20 protein-coding genes and 3 tRNA genes are annotated in these 17,837 nt (G+C 36.9%); 10 read left to right on the top strand and 13 right to left on the bottom strand.

Going from position 1 to position 17,837, the window contains the following annotated elements:
* A partial coding sequence (locus tag K319_RS0114145; protein WP_027384182.1) for an IS4 family transposase occupies nucleotides 1-315 on the top strand: 315 nt, incomplete at its 5' end.
* 76 nt (nucleotides 316-391) lie between these two features.
* On the opposite strand, the gene K319_RS0114140 is transcribed toward K319_RS0114145, so the two are convergent.
* The 6 genes from K319_RS0114140 to K319_RS0114115 all read right to left on the bottom strand — a co-directional run bounded on the left by K319_RS0114140 (nucleotide 392) and on the right by K319_RS0114115 (nucleotide 5,951).
* Nucleotides 392-1,135, bottom strand: coding sequence for a dienelactone hydrolase family protein (locus K319_RS0114140; RefSeq protein WP_027384181.1), 744 nt, complete (start codon nucleotides 1,133-1,135; stop codon nucleotides 392-394).
* Between the two features lie 11 nt (nucleotides 1,136-1,146).
* Nucleotides 1,147-2,328 (bottom strand): MFS transporter, encoded by a 1,182-nt coding sequence (locus K319_RS0114135; RefSeq protein WP_034671842.1) that lies wholly within the window; start codon nucleotides 2,326-2,328, stop codon nucleotides 1,147-1,149.
* A 3-nt stretch (nucleotides 2,329-2,331) separates the two neighbouring features.
* A complete protein-coding gene (locus tag K319_RS0114130; protein ID WP_027384179.1) occupies nucleotides 2,332-3,276 on the bottom strand; it encodes an aldo/keto reductase in 945 nt (314 codons plus the stop codon).
* A gap of 206 nt (nucleotides 3,277-3,482) precedes the next feature.
* On the bottom strand, nucleotides 3,483-4,478 hold the full coding sequence (locus K319_RS0114125) for an alpha/beta fold hydrolase (RefSeq protein WP_027384178.1): 996 nt from the start codon (nucleotides 4,476-4,478) through the stop codon (nucleotides 3,483-3,485).
* A 16-nt stretch (nucleotides 4,479-4,494) separates the two neighbouring features.
* Complete coding sequence (locus K319_RS0114120; protein ID WP_027384177.1) at nucleotides 4,495-4,881, bottom strand: DoxX family membrane protein; 387 nt, start codon at nucleotides 4,879-4,881, stop codon at nucleotides 4,495-4,497.
* Nucleotides 4,882-4,967: 86 nt separating this feature from the next.
* On the bottom strand, nucleotides 4,968-5,951 hold the full coding sequence (locus tag K319_RS0114115) for an aldo/keto reductase (RefSeq protein ID WP_027384176.1): 984 nt from the start codon (nucleotides 5,949-5,951) through the stop codon (nucleotides 4,968-4,970).
* 116 nt (nucleotides 5,952-6,067) lie between these two features.
* Here K319_RS0114115 and K319_RS20525 point away from each other — a divergent pair, with 116 nt between their 5' ends.
* Entirely contained in the window at nucleotides 6,068-6,946 is an 879-nt protein-coding gene (locus K319_RS20525) for an AraC family transcriptional regulator (RefSeq protein ID WP_051230703.1), read from the top strand.
* Between the two features lie 115 nt (nucleotides 6,947-7,061).
* Here the strand turns inward: K319_RS20525 and K319_RS0114105 are convergent, their stop codons facing one another.
* The 5 genes from K319_RS0114105 to K319_RS0114085 all read right to left on the bottom strand — a co-directional run bounded on the left by K319_RS0114105 (nucleotide 7,062) and on the right by K319_RS0114085 (nucleotide 12,701).
* Nucleotides 7,062-7,475 carry a DUF6157 family protein gene (locus tag K319_RS0114105; RefSeq protein WP_027384175.1) on the bottom strand — a complete coding sequence of 138 codons (414 nt, stop codon included), beginning with the start codon at nucleotides 7,473-7,475 and terminating at the stop codon, nucleotides 7,062-7,064.
* Nucleotides 7,475-7,843, bottom strand: coding sequence for a hypothetical protein (locus K319_RS0114100; RefSeq protein WP_027384174.1), 369 nt, complete (start codon nucleotides 7,841-7,843; stop codon nucleotides 7,475-7,477). The genes K319_RS0114105 and K319_RS0114100 overlap by 1 nt, the downstream gene beginning before the upstream one ends.
* Before the next feature lie 8 nt (nucleotides 7,844-7,851).
* A complete protein-coding gene (locus K319_RS0114095) occupies nucleotides 7,852-9,429 on the bottom strand; it encodes a sodium:solute symporter (protein WP_027384173.1) in 1,578 nt (525 codons plus the stop codon).
* A gap of 269 nt (nucleotides 9,430-9,698) precedes the next feature.
* A complete protein-coding gene (locus K319_RS0114090) occupies nucleotides 9,699-10,856 on the bottom strand; it encodes an MDR family MFS transporter (RefSeq protein WP_051230714.1) in 1,158 nt (385 codons plus the stop codon).
* A 324-nt stretch (nucleotides 10,857-11,180) separates the two neighbouring features.
* Nucleotides 11,181-12,701: a trypsin-like peptidase domain-containing protein gene (locus tag K319_RS0114085; RefSeq protein WP_027384171.1), complete on the bottom strand. Its 1,521-nt coding sequence runs from the start codon at nucleotides 12,699-12,701 to the stop codon at nucleotides 11,181-11,183.
* A gap of 313 nt (nucleotides 12,702-13,014) precedes the next feature.
* Here K319_RS0114085 and K319_RS0114080 point away from each other — a divergent pair, with 313 nt between their 5' ends.
* From K319_RS0114080 to mtaB, 4 genes are all read left to right on the top strand, one after another.
* On the top strand, nucleotides 13,015-13,338 hold the full coding sequence (locus K319_RS0114080) for a hypothetical protein (RefSeq protein ID WP_027384170.1): 324 nt from the start codon (nucleotides 13,015-13,017) through the stop codon (nucleotides 13,336-13,338).
* A gap of 26 nt (nucleotides 13,339-13,364) precedes the next feature.
* A complete protein-coding gene (locus tag K319_RS0114075; protein ID WP_027384169.1) occupies nucleotides 13,365-13,844 on the top strand; it encodes a hypothetical protein in 480 nt (159 codons plus the stop codon).
* Between the two features lie 4 nt (nucleotides 13,845-13,848).
* Nucleotides 13,849-14,037, top strand: a complete 189-nt coding sequence (locus K319_RS0114070; RefSeq protein WP_027384168.1) for a DUF6496 domain-containing protein — start codon at nucleotides 13,849-13,851, stop codon at nucleotides 14,035-14,037.
* 106 nt (nucleotides 14,038-14,143) lie between these two features.
* Nucleotides 14,144-15,502: a tRNA (N(6)-L-threonylcarbamoyladenosine(37)-C(2))-methylthiotransferase MtaB gene (mtaB, locus tag K319_RS0114065; RefSeq protein WP_027384167.1), complete on the top strand. Its 1,359-nt coding sequence runs from the start codon at nucleotides 14,144-14,146 to the stop codon at nucleotides 15,500-15,502.
* Nucleotides 15,503-15,580: 78 nt separating this feature from the next.
* On the opposite strand, the gene K319_RS0114060 is transcribed toward mtaB, so the two are convergent.
* Nucleotides 15,581-16,321: a hypothetical protein gene (locus tag K319_RS0114060; protein ID WP_027384166.1), complete on the bottom strand. Its 741-nt coding sequence runs from the start codon at nucleotides 16,319-16,321 to the stop codon at nucleotides 15,581-15,583.
* A gap of 57 nt (nucleotides 16,322-16,378) precedes the next feature.
* On the opposite strand from K319_RS0114060, the gene K319_RS0114055 reads away from it, so the two are divergent.
* Nucleotides 16,379-16,807, top strand: a complete 429-nt coding sequence (locus K319_RS0114055; RefSeq protein ID WP_027384165.1) for an RNA-binding S4 domain-containing protein — start codon at nucleotides 16,379-16,381, stop codon at nucleotides 16,805-16,807.
* Here K319_RS0114055 and K319_RS0114050 read toward each other — a convergent pair.
* The gene (locus K319_RS0114050; protein ID WP_027384164.1) at nucleotides 16,804-17,319 is read right to left on the bottom strand and encodes a shikimate kinase; all 516 of its coding nucleotides are present in this window, start codon (nucleotides 17,317-17,319) and stop codon (nucleotides 16,804-16,806) included. The two genes, K319_RS0114055 and K319_RS0114050, sit on opposite strands and share 4 nt — an antisense overlap.
* A 107-nt stretch (nucleotides 17,320-17,426) precedes the next feature.
* Between K319_RS0114050 and K319_RS0114045 the strand changes: the two genes are divergently transcribed.
* From K319_RS0114045 to K319_RS0114035, 3 genes are all read left to right on the top strand, one after another.
* Nucleotides 17,427-17,499: transfer RNA gene (locus K319_RS0114045), tRNA-Lys, on the top strand.
* Between the two features lie 34 nt (nucleotides 17,500-17,533).
* A tRNA-Leu gene (locus K319_RS0114040) sits at nucleotides 17,534-17,616 on the top strand.
* Nucleotides 17,617-17,707: 91 nt separating this feature from the next.
* Nucleotides 17,708-17,780, top strand: a tRNA-Lys gene (locus tag K319_RS0114035).
* The last annotated feature ends 57 nt before the right edge of the window (nucleotides 17,781-17,837 follow it).

Genomic DNA, 17,837 nt, shown 5'->3' with positions numbered 1-17,837 from the left:
CTGACCAACGAATTTAAACTCTCTGCCAAGGAAATTTCTGATTATTACAGAAAGCGGTGGGACATTGAAGTGTTTTTCAGGTTCCTGAAACAGGAACTCAACCTAAGTCACCTGGTTTCAATGAACAAGAACGGGATTGAAGTGATGGTCTATATGACAATGATTGCAGCGATGCTTTTGTTGATCTACAAAAAAGCCAATAATCTGGGCTACAAAACCGCTAAAAGACGAATAGCCATGGAGCTCCGGGATATGATAACTGCTATTCTAATCATATTTGCAGGAGGCGACCCAGGTAAAGTTTTTAAAACATAAAAAATGGTCGGAATTTCTTCCGACCATGACTACCTTTGAGCTGTCTTTCTAATATTTGGGTTCTAATATCTAATTTCTATTTCAGGATTTCTTTCAGGAACATCAATGTGTGATTCCATGCGCGTTTTGCCATTACTTCGTTATAATCCGGTGCTTCGGGATTGGTAAAAGTATGCGTTGTATTAGCATAAGTAATGATTTGCCAATCGGCCTTGCTATCGTTCATTTCTTTTACGAAAGCATCATAATGAAGTTGCGGAACGCTTCTGTCGTTTGCCGGATGTTCTATCAAGACCTTAGTTGTAATTGGATTATTAGGTCTTTCAGTATCTTTATATAGACCGCCGTGGATGGAAACAACCCCTACAACAGGTAAGTTTCCTCTTGCCGCTTCCAAAGCACCTGTACCACCAAAACAATAACCAATGACCGCAATTTTATCAACGTTGGCGCCAGCTTTTTTTAATTCTTCCAAAGCCAGAGAAATTCTTTTCTGATAAAGAGCGAAATCTTTTTTATAAGTATTTGCGAGTCTGGCAGCATTTTCATTTCCGGCTGGTATATTTCCTTCACCATAGATATCAGCAATAAAAGCAATATAGCCTTGTTTTTGCAGTTCCAATGCCGCATTTTTAGCTTCATTATCGATGCCTTTCCAAGCGGGTAAGATCAAAACTCCGGGAAGTTTTTTCCCAGCATTAGAAGTAACCATTCCAAGAAGTTTTTGCTCGCCATCTTTGTAAGCGACTGTTTTCAGTTTTTGAGCCAGTGCGATCTGGATTCCTAAAAATAATGTTAATAAAGTAATTGAAATTTTCATAAAGAATGTTTCTATTTATTAGTATTGGATTTTACTGTTTTGAATATATTCATCAAAAATACAAAAATACTGAAAACAACGAGCTGCAAACCGACATAATGCCATCCACCAAGCTCCCAGCATTTCAACCCGATAAAGGTCCCGATAGCACCACCGGCAAAATAAGAGGTCATATAGATGGTGTTGATTCGGCTGTTTGCCTTTTGATCCAATCTGTAGATCAATGCGACATTCGTCACCTGAATGGATTGAACGCCTACGTCAATGAAGATCACGGCTAAGATAATGGATAGCAGATAATCCGGGAACAGGAAAATAATAACGGAACCGGCTAACAAAATAACACTTGCAATCAGCTGCGTTTTGCTCGACTCTCCTTTGTCGGAAGCTTTTCCGATCATTGGAGCAACCAGAGCGCCTGCAATGCCCAGCATCCCGAAAAGTCCAATCGTGTCGGAACTGTATTGGTAAGGTTTTTCGACCAATAGAAATGTCAGGGTTGTCCAGAACGAGCAAAAAATGGAAAAAGCTATACCGCCCATTAATGCGAATAATCTCAGCTGAGGAAATCGTTTTAACTGATAAAATGAGGATGAGATCAGTTTAAAATAAGAATCCCCGAAAGTCGGTTTGACACTTGGTAATTTGAAATAGACAAATCCTAGAGACAAAATCGTGAATCCTGCCGAAATGTAATACACCATTTTCCAGTTGCTCCATTCGGATATGTAACCACTGAAAACCCTTGCCATTAATATCCCGACAAGAATTCCGGTAAAGATAATTCCTACATTTTTCCCTTTTTCATTACCGGATAATTCCGCTGCCATTGGTAAGATAACTTGTGCCGCTACAGCAGTCAAACCCAACAACAAACTGAATAGGAAAATGAAATAATAATTGGAAACGATTCCTATTCCTGCCAAAATACAGAATAAAATGGCTAATAAGATAAGGATTAATTTTTTACGATTGACTTTATCTCCAAGAGGAACCAATGTCAGTAATCCCGCACCATAACCGACTTGTCCCAAGCCAACCATAATTCCCATTTTACTTTCGGATACTTTGAAGGTCTCGGCAATCTGATGCAGAATTGGCTGTGCATAATAGATATTTGAAACACAAATCCCTGCTACGACAGCCATTCCTAGAACCTGAGCTTTGCTCAGCTTTGATTGTTCTTCTATCATTGATTATTTTGAAGCTTGATTGAGAATTTCCAAATCTTCCGGATCCAGTTCTAATTTCGGAGCATCGAATATTGTCTGCAATTGCCTTTCGCTGGTAGCGCTTACGATTGGAGCCGTAATCAAAGGATTGGCTAATAACCAAGCCAAAGCTACAGTTGCAGGTTGAGATTGATGTTTCTCTGAAACTTTATCCAACGCAGCCAAAACCGCTTTCCCTTTATCATCAAAGTATTTCTTGATTCCGCCACCTCTTGTTGTTGTTTCAAAATCGGCTTCGGTTCTGTATTTTCCGGTTAAGAATCCTGCAGCTAAAGACCAATAAGGAAATGCACTCAAGCCATATTTTTCAACCAACGGAGCATAGTCCGTCTCGAATTTTTCTCTTTCCACCAGATTATAATGAGGCTGGAGCGCCACATATTTTGGAAAATTATTTTTCTCAGCCGTTTCAAAAGATTCAATCAATCTTTCGGGAGAAACATTAGAAGCCGCAATATATCTTACTTTTCCGGCTTTTACGATTTCGTCGTAAGCAGATAAGGTTTCCTCAACAGACGTTTTATTATCATCAAAATGCGTGTAATACAAATCGATATGGTCTGTTCCAAGGCGTTTCAAAGATTCATCAACAGATTTCAGGATATGTTTTTTGCTGATGTCAAAACCGTGTTCTTTGGTTTCCGAACCTACTTTTGTTGCGATAACAATATCCTGGCGGTTTTTCCTTTCCTTCATCCATTTTCCTATGATTTCCTCAGATTGTCCGCCTTTTCCGTTCACCCACCAGGAGTAAGTGTCGGCTGTATCAATGAAATTGAATCCGCCTTCTGTGAATTTGTTCAGAATATTGAATGATTCTTTTTCATCTAAAGTCCATTCGAATACATTTCCTCCAAAATTAATTGGAGCGATTTCTAAGTCTGTATTTTTAATTGTTACTTTTTTCATTATAAATAATTTTAATTAATTCTTTTTTGAACGCAAATCGAAGAATCGACGTAGTCAAAGTCCACAAAGTTTATATTCAATTCAATGTTTGAAGTTCACAAAGCCGTAAAACTTAAAAAAGTCTTATCGTGGCGAAGCGTCTTTGTGAGCCTAAATTTAGCATTAACTAATAAATTCTTCGTGAGCTCTGTGTTCAATATTCTCTTTCAAGGTTTTAGAAATTCTGTGACAGGTTTAATAAATTGTTCAAAAACTTCGATGTGCGGAAGATGTCCCACATTTTCTATTTCTACCAACTTTGAACCTTTTATTTTTTGCTGAGTTGCTTTTCCCAATAAGTCGTATCGTCCCATTGTTTCAGCTATTTTTGGGTCTTTTACATTGGCTTTTCCGATTGCTGTCCTGTCTCTTGTTCCGATGATCAATAAAGTGGGAATATTCAGATTTTGGAATTCATAAACCACGGGTTGTGTGAAAATCATATCATACGTTTTTGCATTGACCAAAGCCACTTTCGGGTAATCGGGAGATTTTGTCCAGCCTGTCAGAAGATAAACCCATTCGTCATATTCCGGTTTCCATTGGTTGTCATAATAGAAATTACTTTGGTATTTTTTTGCGGATTCGTAATCGGCTTTCAGTTCGGTTTGAAAATTTTTATCGATAGAACTGTAAGGCGCAACCAGCTTCCAGTCTTCCAGTCCGATTGGATTTTCCAGGATTAATTTTTCAACCGTTTCAGGATACACCAATGCAAATCTTGTCGCCAGCATTCCGCCCATTGAATGCCCCAAAAGATAAATTTTATCGAGCTTTAAATCATCCAAAACAGCTTTGGTATTCTGAGCTAATTGCTGAAAACTGAATTGATATTCGGTTGGTTTTGAAGATTTTCCAAATCCAATCTGGTCAGGAACAACCACCCGGAAACCTTCTTTTGCCAATGCCTGAATCGTAGTTTTCCAATACGCACCGTTGAAATTTTTTCCGTGAAGCAGGACAACCGTTTTTCCATTAGATTTTTCCGGCTTCACATCCATATAAGCCATTTTCAAGTCCTGATTCTGACTTTTGAAATCAAGGAAATGAACAGGATAAGGATACTCATAATTTGTGAGCATAATGTCCAGAACAGGACGATGCTGAGCTGATAAATAATTAAAGGATAAAATTAAAAAAGCGATTATTTTTAAAGACTTCATAATTTATTTTTAGAAATTAATGATTTGAGACGGGTTTATACTTCTCATAAAACCAAAGCAATCCACCCAAATAGACTGAATGCAACAATTGTGCTTCTATTGCACTCCAGTTTTCTATAGATGCACTTCCTAATATCAGAACACTCATCAGTGTCAGTCCCGAATAAATTATATATCTTGTTTGAAATCCAATTAATAATAACAATCCGATCAAGAATTCTACAATTGGCAAAACATAACTGAAAGGTACAATCATAAAACTGGGAATCACAGATTTTTCCATTGATGTTACCATCCAATTGCTGAACATCTCAAGCTTTGGAAGTCTTACCAGTCCGTGTCCTAACAAGGAAATTGCAATCGGCAATCTCAAAAAGAAATAGGTCGTTTTGAAGTCTTTCATAAAATATTACTGATTTTAGGATTAATTGCCAATAATTTTGTAGCATTGATTCAAACGGCTAAGTTTAAAGAAAAGCCATTTTTATTCTAAAAAGCATTTACCAGTTCATTAATGCTTTCGATTTCTTCTTTTGAAAGATTGATTTCAATCGCCTTTGCATTCTGAACTGCTTGTTCTGCATTTCTAGCGCCGGCTAAAGCAATCGTAATTCCCGGTCTTTCAATCGTCCAACGCAAAACCAGTTGTCCTAAAGTTGCGTTGTGTTTCGTGGCAAATGGTTTGATTTTTTCTAAAAGGGCATTTGTTTTTTCGATAAATTCTGGTTGGAAATGTTTGTGGCTCGCACGGTGGTCACCTTCCTGGAATTGATAACCGTTGTGGATTTTCCCTGTCAGCAAACCTCTTTCCAAAGGACTGTAAGCCAAAATTGATTTGTTATTTGCGATGCAATACGGAACGGTTTCTTCCTCAATTCCACGATTCACCATACTGAACGGAATCTGATTAGAAACCAAATTCAAGGTTTTTTCCGCCTCTGCCATTTGTTGCGCATTGTAATTACAAACACCGGCAAAACGGACTTTCCCCTGTTCAATCAATTTGGAAACCGCTTCAAATGTTTCGTCAATCGGCGTAGTAGAATCCGGCCAATGGATTTGGTACAAATCGATGTAGTCTGTTCCCAGCCTTTTCAAACTTTGTTCGCACTCGTAGATGATGCTGTCTTTTCCGGCATATTTGTAAACATCGATATCTTTTCCATCATTATTTTTGCTGTGCATCGCAAAATCACCTTTTGCCAAATCCCAGCGCATCCCGAATTTAGTTAAGATCTGAACTTTATCGCGGGAAATTCCTTTAATTGCTTCACCCACGATTTCTTCACTCGTTCCTTGTCCGTAGATTGGTGCTGTGTCGATAGAAGTTACCCCGACATCATAAGATGCTTTTATCGCTTCAATGGCATCGTTTCGGTCTGTGCTTCCCCACATCCAGCCGCCGGCAGCCCAAGCTCCGAAAGTGATTACGGATACTTCTAAATCACTGTTTCCTAATTTTCTATATTCCATTTTGTTGATTGATTTTATAATTGAATTTGAGTTGAACTTATCAAGCTTTACAAATTTCGTTTTTTGATATGTAAAAACAGGTGTAGTATTTTGATATATTATTGTAAATTTACAATATGAAGAGAAAACAGTTTAATCCTTTGGAAATCGATTCCTTTGATGTGGAAGCGTATCCATTTCCGCGACATAGCCATACTTATTATGAGTTGGTCTATATCTTCAAAGGTTGTGGTAATCATCATCTCAACCATCTGGTAATGCCTTATAAAGCTGGAGATTTATACCTGATTTCTCCCGAAGATGAACATTATTTCGATATTAAAAAGCAGACTAAATTTGCTTTTATCAAATTCAATGACAGTTTTTTTGAAAGCAATAAACATCTTGCGCCGGACACTTTGATGACCGCTTCTCCGATTGATATTATGCGGAATCCAATGCTGAAGGAAATCAAACTCTGTTTCGATGAACCTTGCAAAACGATTCTGAGAAAAACGGTGGAAAATATTGTTGATTATGATAAAATCTGCGATGTGACGACTTCTCCGATTATGTTTTTCCAGGTGTTGTCCTTATTTGGATTGATTCGTGAAGCATCTGCAAAACTGAATGTCAGAATCGATAATGGTGTCCCGAGTCAGGAAGATTTGATTTCATACATTCATCAGAATATCTATCGTCCGGAAATGATTAGAATCAAGACGATTGCATCACATTTTAATATTTCGCCGACCTATTTCAGTGCTTATTTCAAACGGAATTTCGAGATGTCTTATCGCAATTACATCAACAATTACCGATTGGCACTCATAGAAAAACGAATAGAATCCGGACAGAATACAATCAAGCAGATTGCCTATGAGTTCGGTTTCACGGACGAAAGCCATCTGTCGCATTACTTCAAAAAGAAGAAAAGCAAAACGCTGGGTTCTTATAAAGTGAAAAGTAAGAATCTAACTCAAAGCCTGGATGTACAGTTTACGAATTCAATATAATTATAGACACTTCGACAAGCTCAGTGTGACATCTCTGATACTAACTGTTTTTATACCAGTGTTGAGCTAATAAAATACGCATTGTCAGGCTGAGGCTCTCGAAGCCCTCCATCAATCATTTTTTAGACTTCATTGCCTTGACTTTTTTGATAGAATCGTCTTTCAATAATTCTTGATATTCCTCCGACTCAGCGGGAACCAATTTAACTTTCGAATCCTGATTATGGAAAATCCCGAATCCATTTTTTTTGGACAAAGGCGAAGTCCGCAAACAAGCTTGACCTTTTGAGAAAAAGTTTTGTTTCTCTTCTTCCAATTCTGAAGGCGAAATATTATTGCGTTCCGCAAAAATATCGAAAAGCAATTCGTCGGAAGTATATTTCAGAGGATGCTTGGAAAGCTTCTCGTATTGATAATTAGAAATGGTCTTTTTATCATTTTTCACAACCGGAATTACTGATGCAGAAACCGGAGAGTCTTCTGCGATTTCTATTAATGTGTTGGTATAGTTGGTTGTGTGGGTTTTCATTATTTAATAACTTTTTGAATAATTAATATACTTAAAGCAGAAATTAAAATTGCAATATAGTTCCAAAAAGTTAATTCTATATGAGGAGCTTGTAGTTCATTACTAAATGGATTTGCTTTAAAATAGAATACTAAAATTGAAAAACAAATTCCAACAAAAATTAAAATATTCCAATCGTATTTATACTCAAGCTTTTTTCTAAAAATATAAATAACCAAAACACTTATAATAAATCCAAATATATTTGTCAGAATAATTAGAAAGGGAGCCATTCCAGCAACGCCTCCTGGAAATTGAGATGTTTTTAAAATATAAATTATAGTTGATACTATAATTATTAAAACAAAATTTCTAATATTCTTATACATTTTTGAAATTATGTTGTTGCAACAATATTACCTTTCGACCTCACCAGCCACAACCCAACAAACGTCAAAAACCCATTTAGGATAATCAGTTCCACACCAATTCTGTAATCCGTGTTATTCGTTACCAGATAATTGATGAGATAAGTCACAACAGGAGCCAAAATGGTCACTGCCAAAATGGAATATTTCTTCGTGATTTGATATTTCGTCAAGATTCCGAAAGCGAACAGTCCCAACAACGGTCCGTAAGTATAACCCGCCACTTCCATTATCAGGTAAACAATCGATTTGTCATTGATGGTTTTGAAAACCATTATCAATGCAAAGAAGATCACGGTGAAAGTCAAATGAACTTTCATTCTCAGATGTTTCTTTTGTTTCTCGGTTTTTTGCTGGTCTTCGTTCAGATTCAGCAAATCCACGCAGTAAGAACTCGTCACCGCCGTCAAAGCCCCATCAGCAGAAGGGAACAGAGCGGAAATCAAACCGATGATGAAAATAACAGAAAGTGCCATCGGGAAATGACCTTGAAGCGATAGGGCAGGGAAGAGGTCGTCGCCCATTATATTTTTAATATTGCCTGTAGAATCCCTGAATCCGAAAGTGTTTGTCACCACTTCTTTTCCGTCAACTATATTCGAGATTTGTCCGTAATCTGCGCCGTGCTGCATCGCAAAAAGATAAAGCAGACCGCCAAGGAATAAGAATGCCAGGTTCACAAAAAGCAAAGTTCCGGCAAACGTCAGCATATTTTTTTTCGAGTTTTTCAGATTGTCAACAGAGATGTTTTTCTGCATCATTTCCTGGTCAAGACCTGTCATGGCAATCGTAATAAACATCCCGCCCAAAATCGTTTTCAGGAAAAAAGTTTTGGAATTGATGTCGGTATTGATAAAATGCGTGTATTGCTTCTGTTCAAGTATCGAGAACGCTTCCCCAAAGGACAAGTTAAGATTCGATAAAATATAAACGATACAGGCAATTAAGCTGATGATCATAAATGACGTCTGCAAAGTATCTGTAATCACAATCGTTTTCACACCGCCCTCAAACGTGTAAAGCAGAATCATCAGGAGCAGTACAAAAGCCGTTACCCAAAACGGAACGCCAAGATTCTCAAGCAGGAAAATCTGAAGGATGTTCACCACCAGGTATAATCTCGCTGTCGCCCCGATCGCTCTCGAAATAATGAAAAAGACAGAACCGATTTTATGTGCCTCCACATTGAATCTTCGCCCCAAATAAGTATAGATCGAGGTCAGATTCATCCGGTAATAAAGCGGAAGCAGAACGCCGGCCACAATGAAATAACCGATGAAAAAACCGATCACCATCATATAATATTCGAACCCGCCAAAAGCATAATCTCCCGCGGTCATCTTCCCGACCGTTCCCGGAACCGAGATAAAAGTCACACCGGAAAGTGACGTTCCGATCATCCCAAACGCCACCAGCCACCATTTACTTTTCTTGTTTCCGATAAAAAAAGACTGGTTGTCCGAGTTACGGCTTGTAAAATAAGAGATGACCAAAAGCCCGATAAAATAGGCAAAAACGAATAATAATAAAACAGTTCCCGGATTCATTGTTCAAATTTGAGTTGAACAAAAATAGTTTTTTTATTGATTGGTGAGGAAATTAATTATTGAATGCTTTGAGTTGTAAAACGTAAAGATTTTTTGAAGAAATAAGATTTTTCAGAAGGCAAAGAACCAACAGGTTGATTTAAAAGGCGAATTATAAACCATAAGCTTTTTTAAACATTAATTTATCGAACTTTGCCCTTAGAAAAATCTTTGCGATTAAATAACTTGTTTTTAGGTGTAATCAAATTGCGAAATCAGAATTAGAAAAATTATCTATTTGGAAGCATCTTCTGCACAACAATGTAAAGAAGAACAGCTGATAATGTAAGAACAGCAAATGAACCATACCACAAACTATCGAACCCAAATTGACTTACAACATAAGTTCCCAGAAATGGTGTGATGATAAACGAAAAAGAAAATGCAATCCCGTTCACACCCATATAAGCACCCTTATTACCACGTTCCGAACGGAGGGCTGTAACGGTGGACATAAATGGAAGTGCCCAGATCTCGGCAACACATAAAACCGTCATCGATAAGATCAACCAGGGAATATTATTCCCGAATATCAACATCAAGTATGATAACCCAGCTAAGAAAACACCCAGAAACAGAATCTGAGGAATTTTCAAAGTCCTTTCTGCGATACTTACCAAAGGCATTTCCAGCAATACAATAATGAATCCGCTGTAACCTAATATAAAACCAATGGTACTTTGGCTCAGCTTGGCAACATCTTTGTAAAACAACGGAATCGTATTGAAAAACTGGAAAAAACAAATCGCAAAAATGGTACACAAAATACTGTAAACCAAAAACGGATAATCTTTGTAAGGTGATTTTCCTGTTTTCTTCGCAGCTTCAGAAGTTTCTGATTTCTTTTTCTCCCGGAAGATTTTACTTCTTTTCCGGAAAAATATCACGTAGATAGATCCGGCAAGGACTGCGCCGATGAAATTAACAATAAATAGAAAATTGTAAGAAATCCCGGACAAGATTCCCCCCAAAGCCGGACCAATAGAAAAACCGAGATTGATTGCCATTCTGTTGAGGGAAAAAGCTTTCGTTAGATTTTTCGGCCTTGCATATTTGGTGATTGCTACAGAATTCGCAGGACGAAAGGTATCGCTTATTGTACTTTGAAGAAATATCAGAACAGCCATCATTTCCACACTTGGGAAAAATGGAATGATCAAAAATATAGGTGCGCTGAGAAACAAACTCCAACTTTGGATGTAATATTCTCCAAACTTATCAGTCAAATAACCACCCAGCCAAGAACCAAGCACAGAGCCGATACCATAGAAACTTAAAACTATACCTGCATTTTCCAGAGAAAAATGGAGATGGTCTGTCATATAAACCCCCAAAAAAGGCAAAACCATCGAGCCGGAACGGTTGATGAGCATTACAATGGACAACATCCAGGCTTCTCTGGAAAGTCCTTTGAAAGTGTTGATATAGGAGTTGAAAAGTTTCACAGGAATTATTAGAGTGCAAAAATATTGTTTTGTCTTCTACATTCAGAATGATTTTGAAAATAAATGGAAAAAAGGCTTATCAAATCGATAAGCCCTTCTGAAATTTAATATACAAGCAGGAATTGTTTGATAAGTTTTTCTAATCTATTACGATACATTTGATTTTTTTTCATACCATTTGATGTTTACCAAAGCTAGAAAAAATCCATATAAAAAACCCAACCTGTTTAACGGGTTGGGTTCAATATTAAATATTTTGAAAATAATTTATTGCAGTTTGAAGCCTCTTGTTGTGATTCTTCCGTAGCTGTCAACATATTTTACCTGGACATTTCCTTTGTAACCATTCAGTATCTTTTCAACATCTTTTTGAGAATTGACCGGTTTTCCGTTGATTTCCATTACAATATAATTATCAACGACACCAATTTTGTCCATCTCTCCACCTTCAACAACGTTTTTGGTTAAAACACCACTTTCCAATCCGTAGTCTGTTTTTACTCTGTCGCTAAGAGGCTCAAACTCAGAACCTATCTTCTCGGTTACGGTTAAGTCATCTTTGCTTCTGGAAGATGTTCCGCCTTTCTGGTCCTTTAAAGTAACGGTTACATTGTTGACCTTACCGTTTCTGGTATAAGTTACATTTACCTTATCACCAGGTCTTCTACTTCCAATAGCAAAAGAAAGATCGGCAAAACTTCCAATATCGGTGTTATCGATCTTTGTTACAATATCACCAGTTTTGATTCCTGCGTCTTCAGCACCACTTTTATCAGTCACCTCAGTTACATAAACGCCATCTCCAACTTTCAGGTTAGCCTTATTCTTTTGGTTATAAGCCGCAACCTGCATATCATTAGATAGGTCTAAACTTCCGATTCCCAGGAATCCTCTTTGTACCAGTCCGAATTTTTTGATATCCTCAACAATTTTTCTTGCCAGATTCGATGGAACCGCAAATCCGTAACCTTCATAATAACCAGTTTTTGACTGGATTGCTGTATTAATACCAATAAGGTCACCATTAACGTTTACCAAAGCACCACCACTATTTCCAGGGTTGATCGCCGCATCGGTTTGGATGAAACTTTCAATAGGTGTCCTGGATTGTTGACTAAGGATGTCGATGCTTCTTCCTTTTGCAGAAATGATTCCCGCAGTTACTGTTGAATTAAGTCCAAGCGGGTTTCCTACAGCTAAGACCCATTGTCCGACTTCCGTCAGATCTGAGTTGGCAAAATTAAGATAAGGTAATCCTTTTTCCTCGATCTTTAAAAGTGAAATATCTGTGTTTGGATCAGTTCCAATTAAAGTTGCTATATAAGATTTTTTATTACTTAATACGACTTCCAGTTTATTGGCTCCGGCAACTACGTGATTATTTGAAATAATATAACCGTCTGGCGAAATAATTACCCCGGAACCTAATCCTGAAGGCATATTTTTAGGAGGTTGCTGCTGTCTTTGCTGACCACCGCCAAAAGGACTGTTGCCAGGCCCGAAAAAGAAATCAAACATATCGTTGTCAGGCATTCTTTGGGTTGCTCTGTCTTGATAATTTTTGATAGTTACCACGGCTGGAACCGTAGCTTTGGACGCTTTTACGAAATCATCGCCAACTGCTGTTCCCATTCCTACGAATGCAGATTTTTTGGAAGCTGTTGTGAAATATGAGAAATCTTCTCCATTATTTTCTGAGCTGAAATATTGACTAGCCCCGAAAACCGTTGCCCCGGAAATAACACCGGTCAATGCAAAAGGCATCAGTTTTTTTAATGTATTCTTCATTTTAATATTCATTTCTTTTTTTGAGATTATCGTTACACAAATTTAATGCTAAATTAGTCTGAACTAAAAACTTAGTGTTACACTTTTAACGAAGTTTAACCAATTTTAAAAATTCCTTAATAAAATCACTTTTCAATTAGGTCAAATTGTCAGATGCTATTAGCTTTAATTCAAATTGTTATCGTAATTATTGGCTTAATGTTCAAAATTTCTTTTAATATTTTAATAACATAAAATTTTCTCAATTGTTGTAAAATGTTGTTTCTGTAACTTTTGGCAGAACTTTTGTTTTTAGACTTGCAAAATAAATCATATGAAAAATACCATAAAAGTTGCTTTGGGATTTGCTGCAGGTGGCACATTAATTTTACTGAATGAGCTAAGAAAGAAGAAAAAAATGCAGGCAAACAGCTTCACCGCACCAGACGGAAACAAATATCAAAAAGATGAAATGTACAGAAATGCTGAGGGCGAAATATTCAAAAATGGAAGAAAATTGCACTTTGAAACGCCCAAGCTTTTAGTTGAAGCCAATAATAAGATAGATTCTAATCTTAATAAAAATGCTCTCCTAAATAACCAAAATCCAATGGATAGAAATGTGAACTATCACAAACGAGGCGTAAGGCATCATTAAAATTGATCAATCACAAAAAATAAATTATGGAAACGGAAAATATTGTCGAAAGACTTACAAAATACGAATACGATGACAGTATTGTTTATACAGGATTCAGATCTGTAGGAGAAGCAAGAAAATTTGCGGAAGAAAGAAATGGGAAATTGGTTGAGGTCGGGTTTCTGGACGGGAATGATAATCCGGTTGAGGACAATTCTCAAAATCTAATTGCTGAGAATAAATATTATAAGGCTTTTGCTGGCCCGGATTATAAAATTCTGCATTCTTCCGATGAGGGTTTTCAGGAGATTGCCGATAAATTAAAGGAGAGACAGACGGAGATCACAGAAAAAAGTCCGGATGAAAAATATTTTTCTGACGCCGATTGGCAGATCAAAGAAGATGCGGTAATTGTTCTCTTCAAAGACGAAATAGAGAATATCACATCCCGTGAACGTTCAAAATATCTGATGCATACCAAAGTTTATGAACTGGCAGTAAGCGTTCCAAAATCAAAAGATTAAAAAAATGGCAAGTAAAAAATATTCTGATAAAGCTCAAGAGAAAGTTGGAAAAGTGATGGAGGAATTCAAAGAAGGAAAACTGAAATCCAGCTCCGGAGATAAGGTTACCAACAGAAAGCAAGCAATTGCAATAGGAATTTCCGAGGCGAAAGAAGCAGGCTTGAAAGTTCCAAAGCAAAAGAAATCAAAATAATTGAATCCGGTTTTTATGACCGGATTTTTTTTGTTTTATTAATTCTAAAATCCAGAAAAACTCTCATTTGGAATAATTTGGATTTTATTAATAACTTTGCGAACTTATGTCAGATGTAATTTCACAACCGAAAACCGTTGCTTTTCATACACTTGGCTGCAAACTGAATTTTGCAGAAACTTCCACTATTGCCAGACAATTGACGGATGCGGGTTATCAGAAAGTTAATTTTGATGAACCAGCGAAAGTTTATATTATCAATACCTGTTCTGTTACAGAAAATGCAGATAAGGAATGTAAACTTCACGTGAAGCGTGCTGCGAAAGCTAATCCGGAAGGTTTGGTTGCGATCATAGGTTGTTATGCACAGCTGAAACCAGAAGAAATTTCTGGAATCGAAGGTGTGGATCTGGTTTTAGGAGCCAAAGAAAAATTCAATATTCTGAGTTATCTGGATGATTTGGAGAAATCTGAAAGTTATGCTCAAATCCATTCTTGTGAAATAGATGAAGCCGATTTTTTCGTTGGTTCATATTCTATCGGAGACAGAACCAGAGCTTTTTTAAAAGTTCAGGATGGTTGTGATTACAAATGTACCTATTGCACGATTCCTTTAGCAAGAGGAATTTCACGTTCTGATACTATTGATAATGTAGTTGCGAATGCGAAAGAAATTGCTGCGAGAGATATTAAAGAAATTGTTTTGACGGGAGTTAATATCGGAGATTACGGAAAAGGAGAATTCGGAAACAAAAAACACGAACATACTTTTCTGGATTTGATTTCTGAACTGGATAAAGTGGAAGGCATTGAAAGAATCAGGATCTCTTCCATTGAACCCAATCTTCTGAAAGATGAAAGCATCGAGTTGGTATCCAAAAGCAGAAGTTTTGTACCACATTTTCACATTCCGCTTCAATCCGGAAGTGATGAATTGCTGAAAAAAATGAAACGTCGTTATTTGACGAAACTTTATTATGATCGAGTTAATAAAATCAGGGAAGTAATGCCGGATGCTGCGATTGGTGTGGATGTGATTGTTGGATTCCCCGGAGAAACAGAAGAATTATTTATGGAAACGTATAATTTTCTGAATGATCTGCCGATCAGTTATCTACATGTTTTCACTTACTCCGAAAGAGAAAATACGGAAGCTGCCGATATGCAAGGCGTAGTTCCTGTTCCTGAAAGAAAAAGGAGAAACAAGATGCTCAGAATCCTTTCCGAGAAAAAGAAAATGGAATTCTACAGAACACAATTAGGCAAAAAACTTCCGGTTCTTTGGGAACACGAAAACAAAAATGGAATGATGTATGGTTTTACGGAGAATTATGTAAGAGTTTCAAAACCATTTGATAAAAGATCAGTTAATCAAATTGAAAATATTATTCTTGATAAAATCTTGGAAGAAGGTTGTGTGTCTGTTAAAGAAACCCAATTCGAAGATTTTCTGGCAAGGATTTAGAGATTAGAAAGTTTATTATAAAAAGAATGAGTTTCAATATTGAAACTCATTCTTTTTTATCTGGATGGAACGCAAAATTTATTTTTCACTGTCCAATCTGGTTCTGGTATTATAAAGCTGGAAATTAAAAACAAAACTTCTGTTTGCGTAGACAGTTCCGTAGATTGTGTTATCTCTGGCATATGCAGCTCTCGATGGAACAATAATTACGCCTTGCATATTATAATCGGTTGCGGGGTCTAAATTATCAAAAGATTTGAAATATTTCAGACCTTCCTGTAGTCCTTCGATTTCATAAAAATCTCTTCCAACGGTTGTGTTGTTAGCTTTATTATAGGCATCCAAAACAGACTGCTTTACATAAAAATAGGCCGGGTCTGTACTTGGAATACCGGATGTTGTAACATTATTGATGAAAGTCGACTCACTACCATAGGCAACATTATCATCGGTCTTCGTTGCGATGTAAGTTTTTGTTACCTGCATTATACTGATCACATCTGTTGGGGCAATTTCCTTACCTGGGTTTGGTTGGAAAGCTTCAGCCCTTTTTATATAGATCACGCCAGATGGCAACGTCTCGTGAGGATAGGAAGATAATTTAGGATAATTATCATCAGTGGTCACAGTATCATCAAATGCTGTAATGACACCCTTATCATTGAAGTAATTAGATTCCATGAACTTTATTGCCGCAGCATCGTCATACGCATTCTGATCGGCAATAGGAACCACTACGATTTCCTCCTCGTCATTATCTTTCTTACAGCTTTGTAGTGCAACTACACATAGAGCTATTCCTAAAAGTATTTTCTTCATTTTTTTATTTAATGTTAAATTGCAATTAATTTTAACGTGACAAAAGTATAAAAAATTATGAGAATAGATAAATTTTTGTGGAGTGTGAGATTTTATAAAACCAGAACCATTGCTGCTGAGGAGATCAAAAAAAATAGAGTCAGCATTGGAGAGAATGCTGTAAAATCTTCTAAAGAAGTAAAAGCCGGAGATATTATAAAGGTCAGAAAGAACCAGATCGATTATAAGATCAAAGTCATCGATATTCCCAAAAGCAGAGTAGGTGCTAAGCTTGTTGACCAATACGTAGTCGACATGACAGAGAAAGAACAATATGAAATTCTCAAGATGAGAAAATCTTCCCAGGATTATTACAGACAAAAAGGTATTGGAAGACCCACTAAAAAAGATAGGAGAGATATGGATGATTATTCTTCCAGCGATTCTTCAGAAGATATGGATAATGATGACTGGGATGTATTTTTTAAAGAAGAAGCGGAAGATTAGATTTTTAACGCTTCTATGATCTCATCGGAGATGCTGCCGGGTTCTTTGGAGTCTGTATCTATTATAAAATGGGCTTGAGAGTAAAAAGGATTTCTTTCAAAAAGATGCTTCGCAATGAACTCCGGGATATCCGGATCTTCTAATTTTGAGATCAAAGGTCTTGTATGCTTTTGTAAAAGTACACGTTCCGTGAGTGTTCTCACAGAGGCTCTAAGGAAAATGCTTTTCGATTTTCTATTGATGAGGTCCATGTTGTCATAATAGACAGGAGTTCCTCCCCCAAGGCTTAATATGATGTTTTCTTTTGAGTTCAGAATGTCTTCTAAAATCCTTTTTTCCTCCTTGCGAAAGAAGATTTCTCCTTTGTTTTTGAAGATCTCCGGAACAGTTAGCTGATGTTCTTCAGAAATTTTTTGGTCGAGGTCAATTAATTGAAAATTTATTTTTTTGCTCAAGTTTTTGGAAATGTGAGATTTACCACTACCCATGTATCCCAACAGAGAAATTATCATATTTTTATTTTAAACAAAGTTCCTAAAAAATTTTGAGATTTTAAAAAAAGCCTTATCTTTGCACCACTTTAAAACGAAATAGTAATATTGAAGTTTTAAATGTGGCCGACCTGGTAGCTCAGCTGGTAGAGCAATACACTTTTAATGTATGGGTCCTGGGTTCGAATCCCAGCCAGGTCACAAGCAAAAATCCGTAGCGATACGGTTTTTTTTTGCCTGCGTGGTGAAATTGGTAGACACGCCATCTTGAGGGGGTGGTTTCCTAAGGATGTGCTGGTTCGAGTCCAGTCGCAGGCACTGCAAAAATAATCGATAAAAGATAGTCGATAATTGATATGATGCTTTGTAATCATTTATCTTTCATCAATTATCATTCATAAAAAAGGCCGACCTGGTAGCTCAGCTGGTAGAGCAATACACTTTTAATGTATGGGTCCTGGGTTCGAATCCCAGCCAGGTCACAATTTACGCAAGTAAATTTTTTTCATATTAATATTTTGTGATTTGGTGTAGAAGCT

The sequence above is a fragment of the Epilithonimonas caeni DSM 17710 genome, assembly GCF_000426465.1.
Lineage (GTDB): Bacteria > Bacteroidota > Bacteroidia > Flavobacteriales > Weeksellaceae > Epilithonimonas > Epilithonimonas caeni.
Note: the sequence above shows the minus strand (reverse complement) of the source record. Positions and strands in the feature narration are given on the sequence as shown.

What these genes read in the sequence shown, in the direction of transcription:
- K319_RS0114075 (WP_027384169.1), top strand. Translation starts at nt 13,365, where the DNA reads ATGGAAACGGAAAATATTGTCGAAAGACTTACAAAATACGAATACGAT.
- K319_RS0114095 (WP_027384173.1), bottom strand. Translation starts at nt 9,429, where the DNA reads ATGAATCCGGGAACTGTTTTATTATTATTCGTTTTTGCCTATTTTATC.
- K319_RS0114120 (WP_027384177.1), bottom strand. Translation starts at nt 4,881, where the DNA reads ATGAAAGACTTCAAAACGACCTATTTCTTTTTGAGATTGCCGATTGCA.
- K319_RS0114115 (WP_027384176.1), bottom strand. Translation starts at nt 5,951, where the DNA reads ATGGAATATAGAAAATTAGGAAACAGTGATTTAGAAGTATCCGTAATC.
- mtaB (WP_027384167.1), top strand. Translation starts at nt 14,144, where the DNA reads ATGTCAGATGTAATTTCACAACCGAAAACCGTTGCTTTTCATACACTT.
- K319_RS0114055 (WP_027384165.1), top strand. Translation starts at nt 16,379, where the DNA reads ATGAGAATAGATAAATTTTTGTGGAGTGTGAGATTTTATAAAACCAGA.
- K319_RS0114135 (WP_034671842.1), bottom strand. Translation starts at nt 2,328, where the DNA reads ATGATAGAAGAACAATCAAAGCTGAGCAAAGCTCAGGTTCTAGGAATG.
- K319_RS20525 (WP_051230703.1), top strand. Translation starts at nt 6,068, where the DNA reads ATGAAGAGAAAACAGTTTAATCCTTTGGAAATCGATTCCTTTGATGTG.
- K319_RS0114125 (WP_027384178.1), bottom strand. Translation starts at nt 4,478, where the DNA reads ATGAAGTCTTTAAAAATAATCGCTTTTTTAATTTTATCCTTTAATTAT.
- K319_RS0114050 (WP_027384164.1), bottom strand. Translation starts at nt 17,319, where the DNA reads ATGATAATTTCTCTGTTGGGATACATGGGTAGTGGTAAATCTCACATT.
- K319_RS0114070 (WP_027384168.1), top strand. Translation starts at nt 13,849, where the DNA reads ATGGCAAGTAAAAAATATTCTGATAAAGCTCAAGAGAAAGTTGGAAAA.
- K319_RS0114105 (WP_027384175.1), bottom strand. Translation starts at nt 7,475, where the DNA reads ATGAAAACCCACACAACCAACTATACCAACACATTAATAGAAATCGCA.
- K319_RS0114090 (WP_051230714.1), bottom strand. Translation starts at nt 10,856, where the DNA reads ATGTTGTCCATTGTAATGCTCATCAACCGTTCCGGCTCGATGGTTTTG.
- K319_RS0114100 (WP_027384174.1), bottom strand. Translation starts at nt 7,843, where the DNA reads ATGTATAAGAATATTAGAAATTTTGTTTTAATAATTATAGTATCAACT.
- K319_RS0114085 (WP_027384171.1), bottom strand. Translation starts at nt 12,701, where the DNA reads ATGAAGAATACATTAAAAAAACTGATGCCTTTTGCATTGACCGGTGTT.
- K319_RS0114080 (WP_027384170.1), top strand. Translation starts at nt 13,015, where the DNA reads ATGAAAAATACCATAAAAGTTGCTTTGGGATTTGCTGCAGGTGGCACA.
- K319_RS0114130 (WP_027384179.1), bottom strand. Translation starts at nt 3,276, where the DNA reads ATGAAAAAAGTAACAATTAAAAATACAGACTTAGAAATCGCTCCAATT.
- K319_RS0114060 (WP_027384166.1), bottom strand. Translation starts at nt 16,321, where the DNA reads ATGAAGAAAATACTTTTAGGAATAGCTCTATGTGTAGTTGCACTACAA.
- K319_RS0114140 (WP_027384181.1), bottom strand. Translation starts at nt 1,135, where the DNA reads ATGAAAATTTCAATTACTTTATTAACATTATTTTTAGGAATCCAGATC.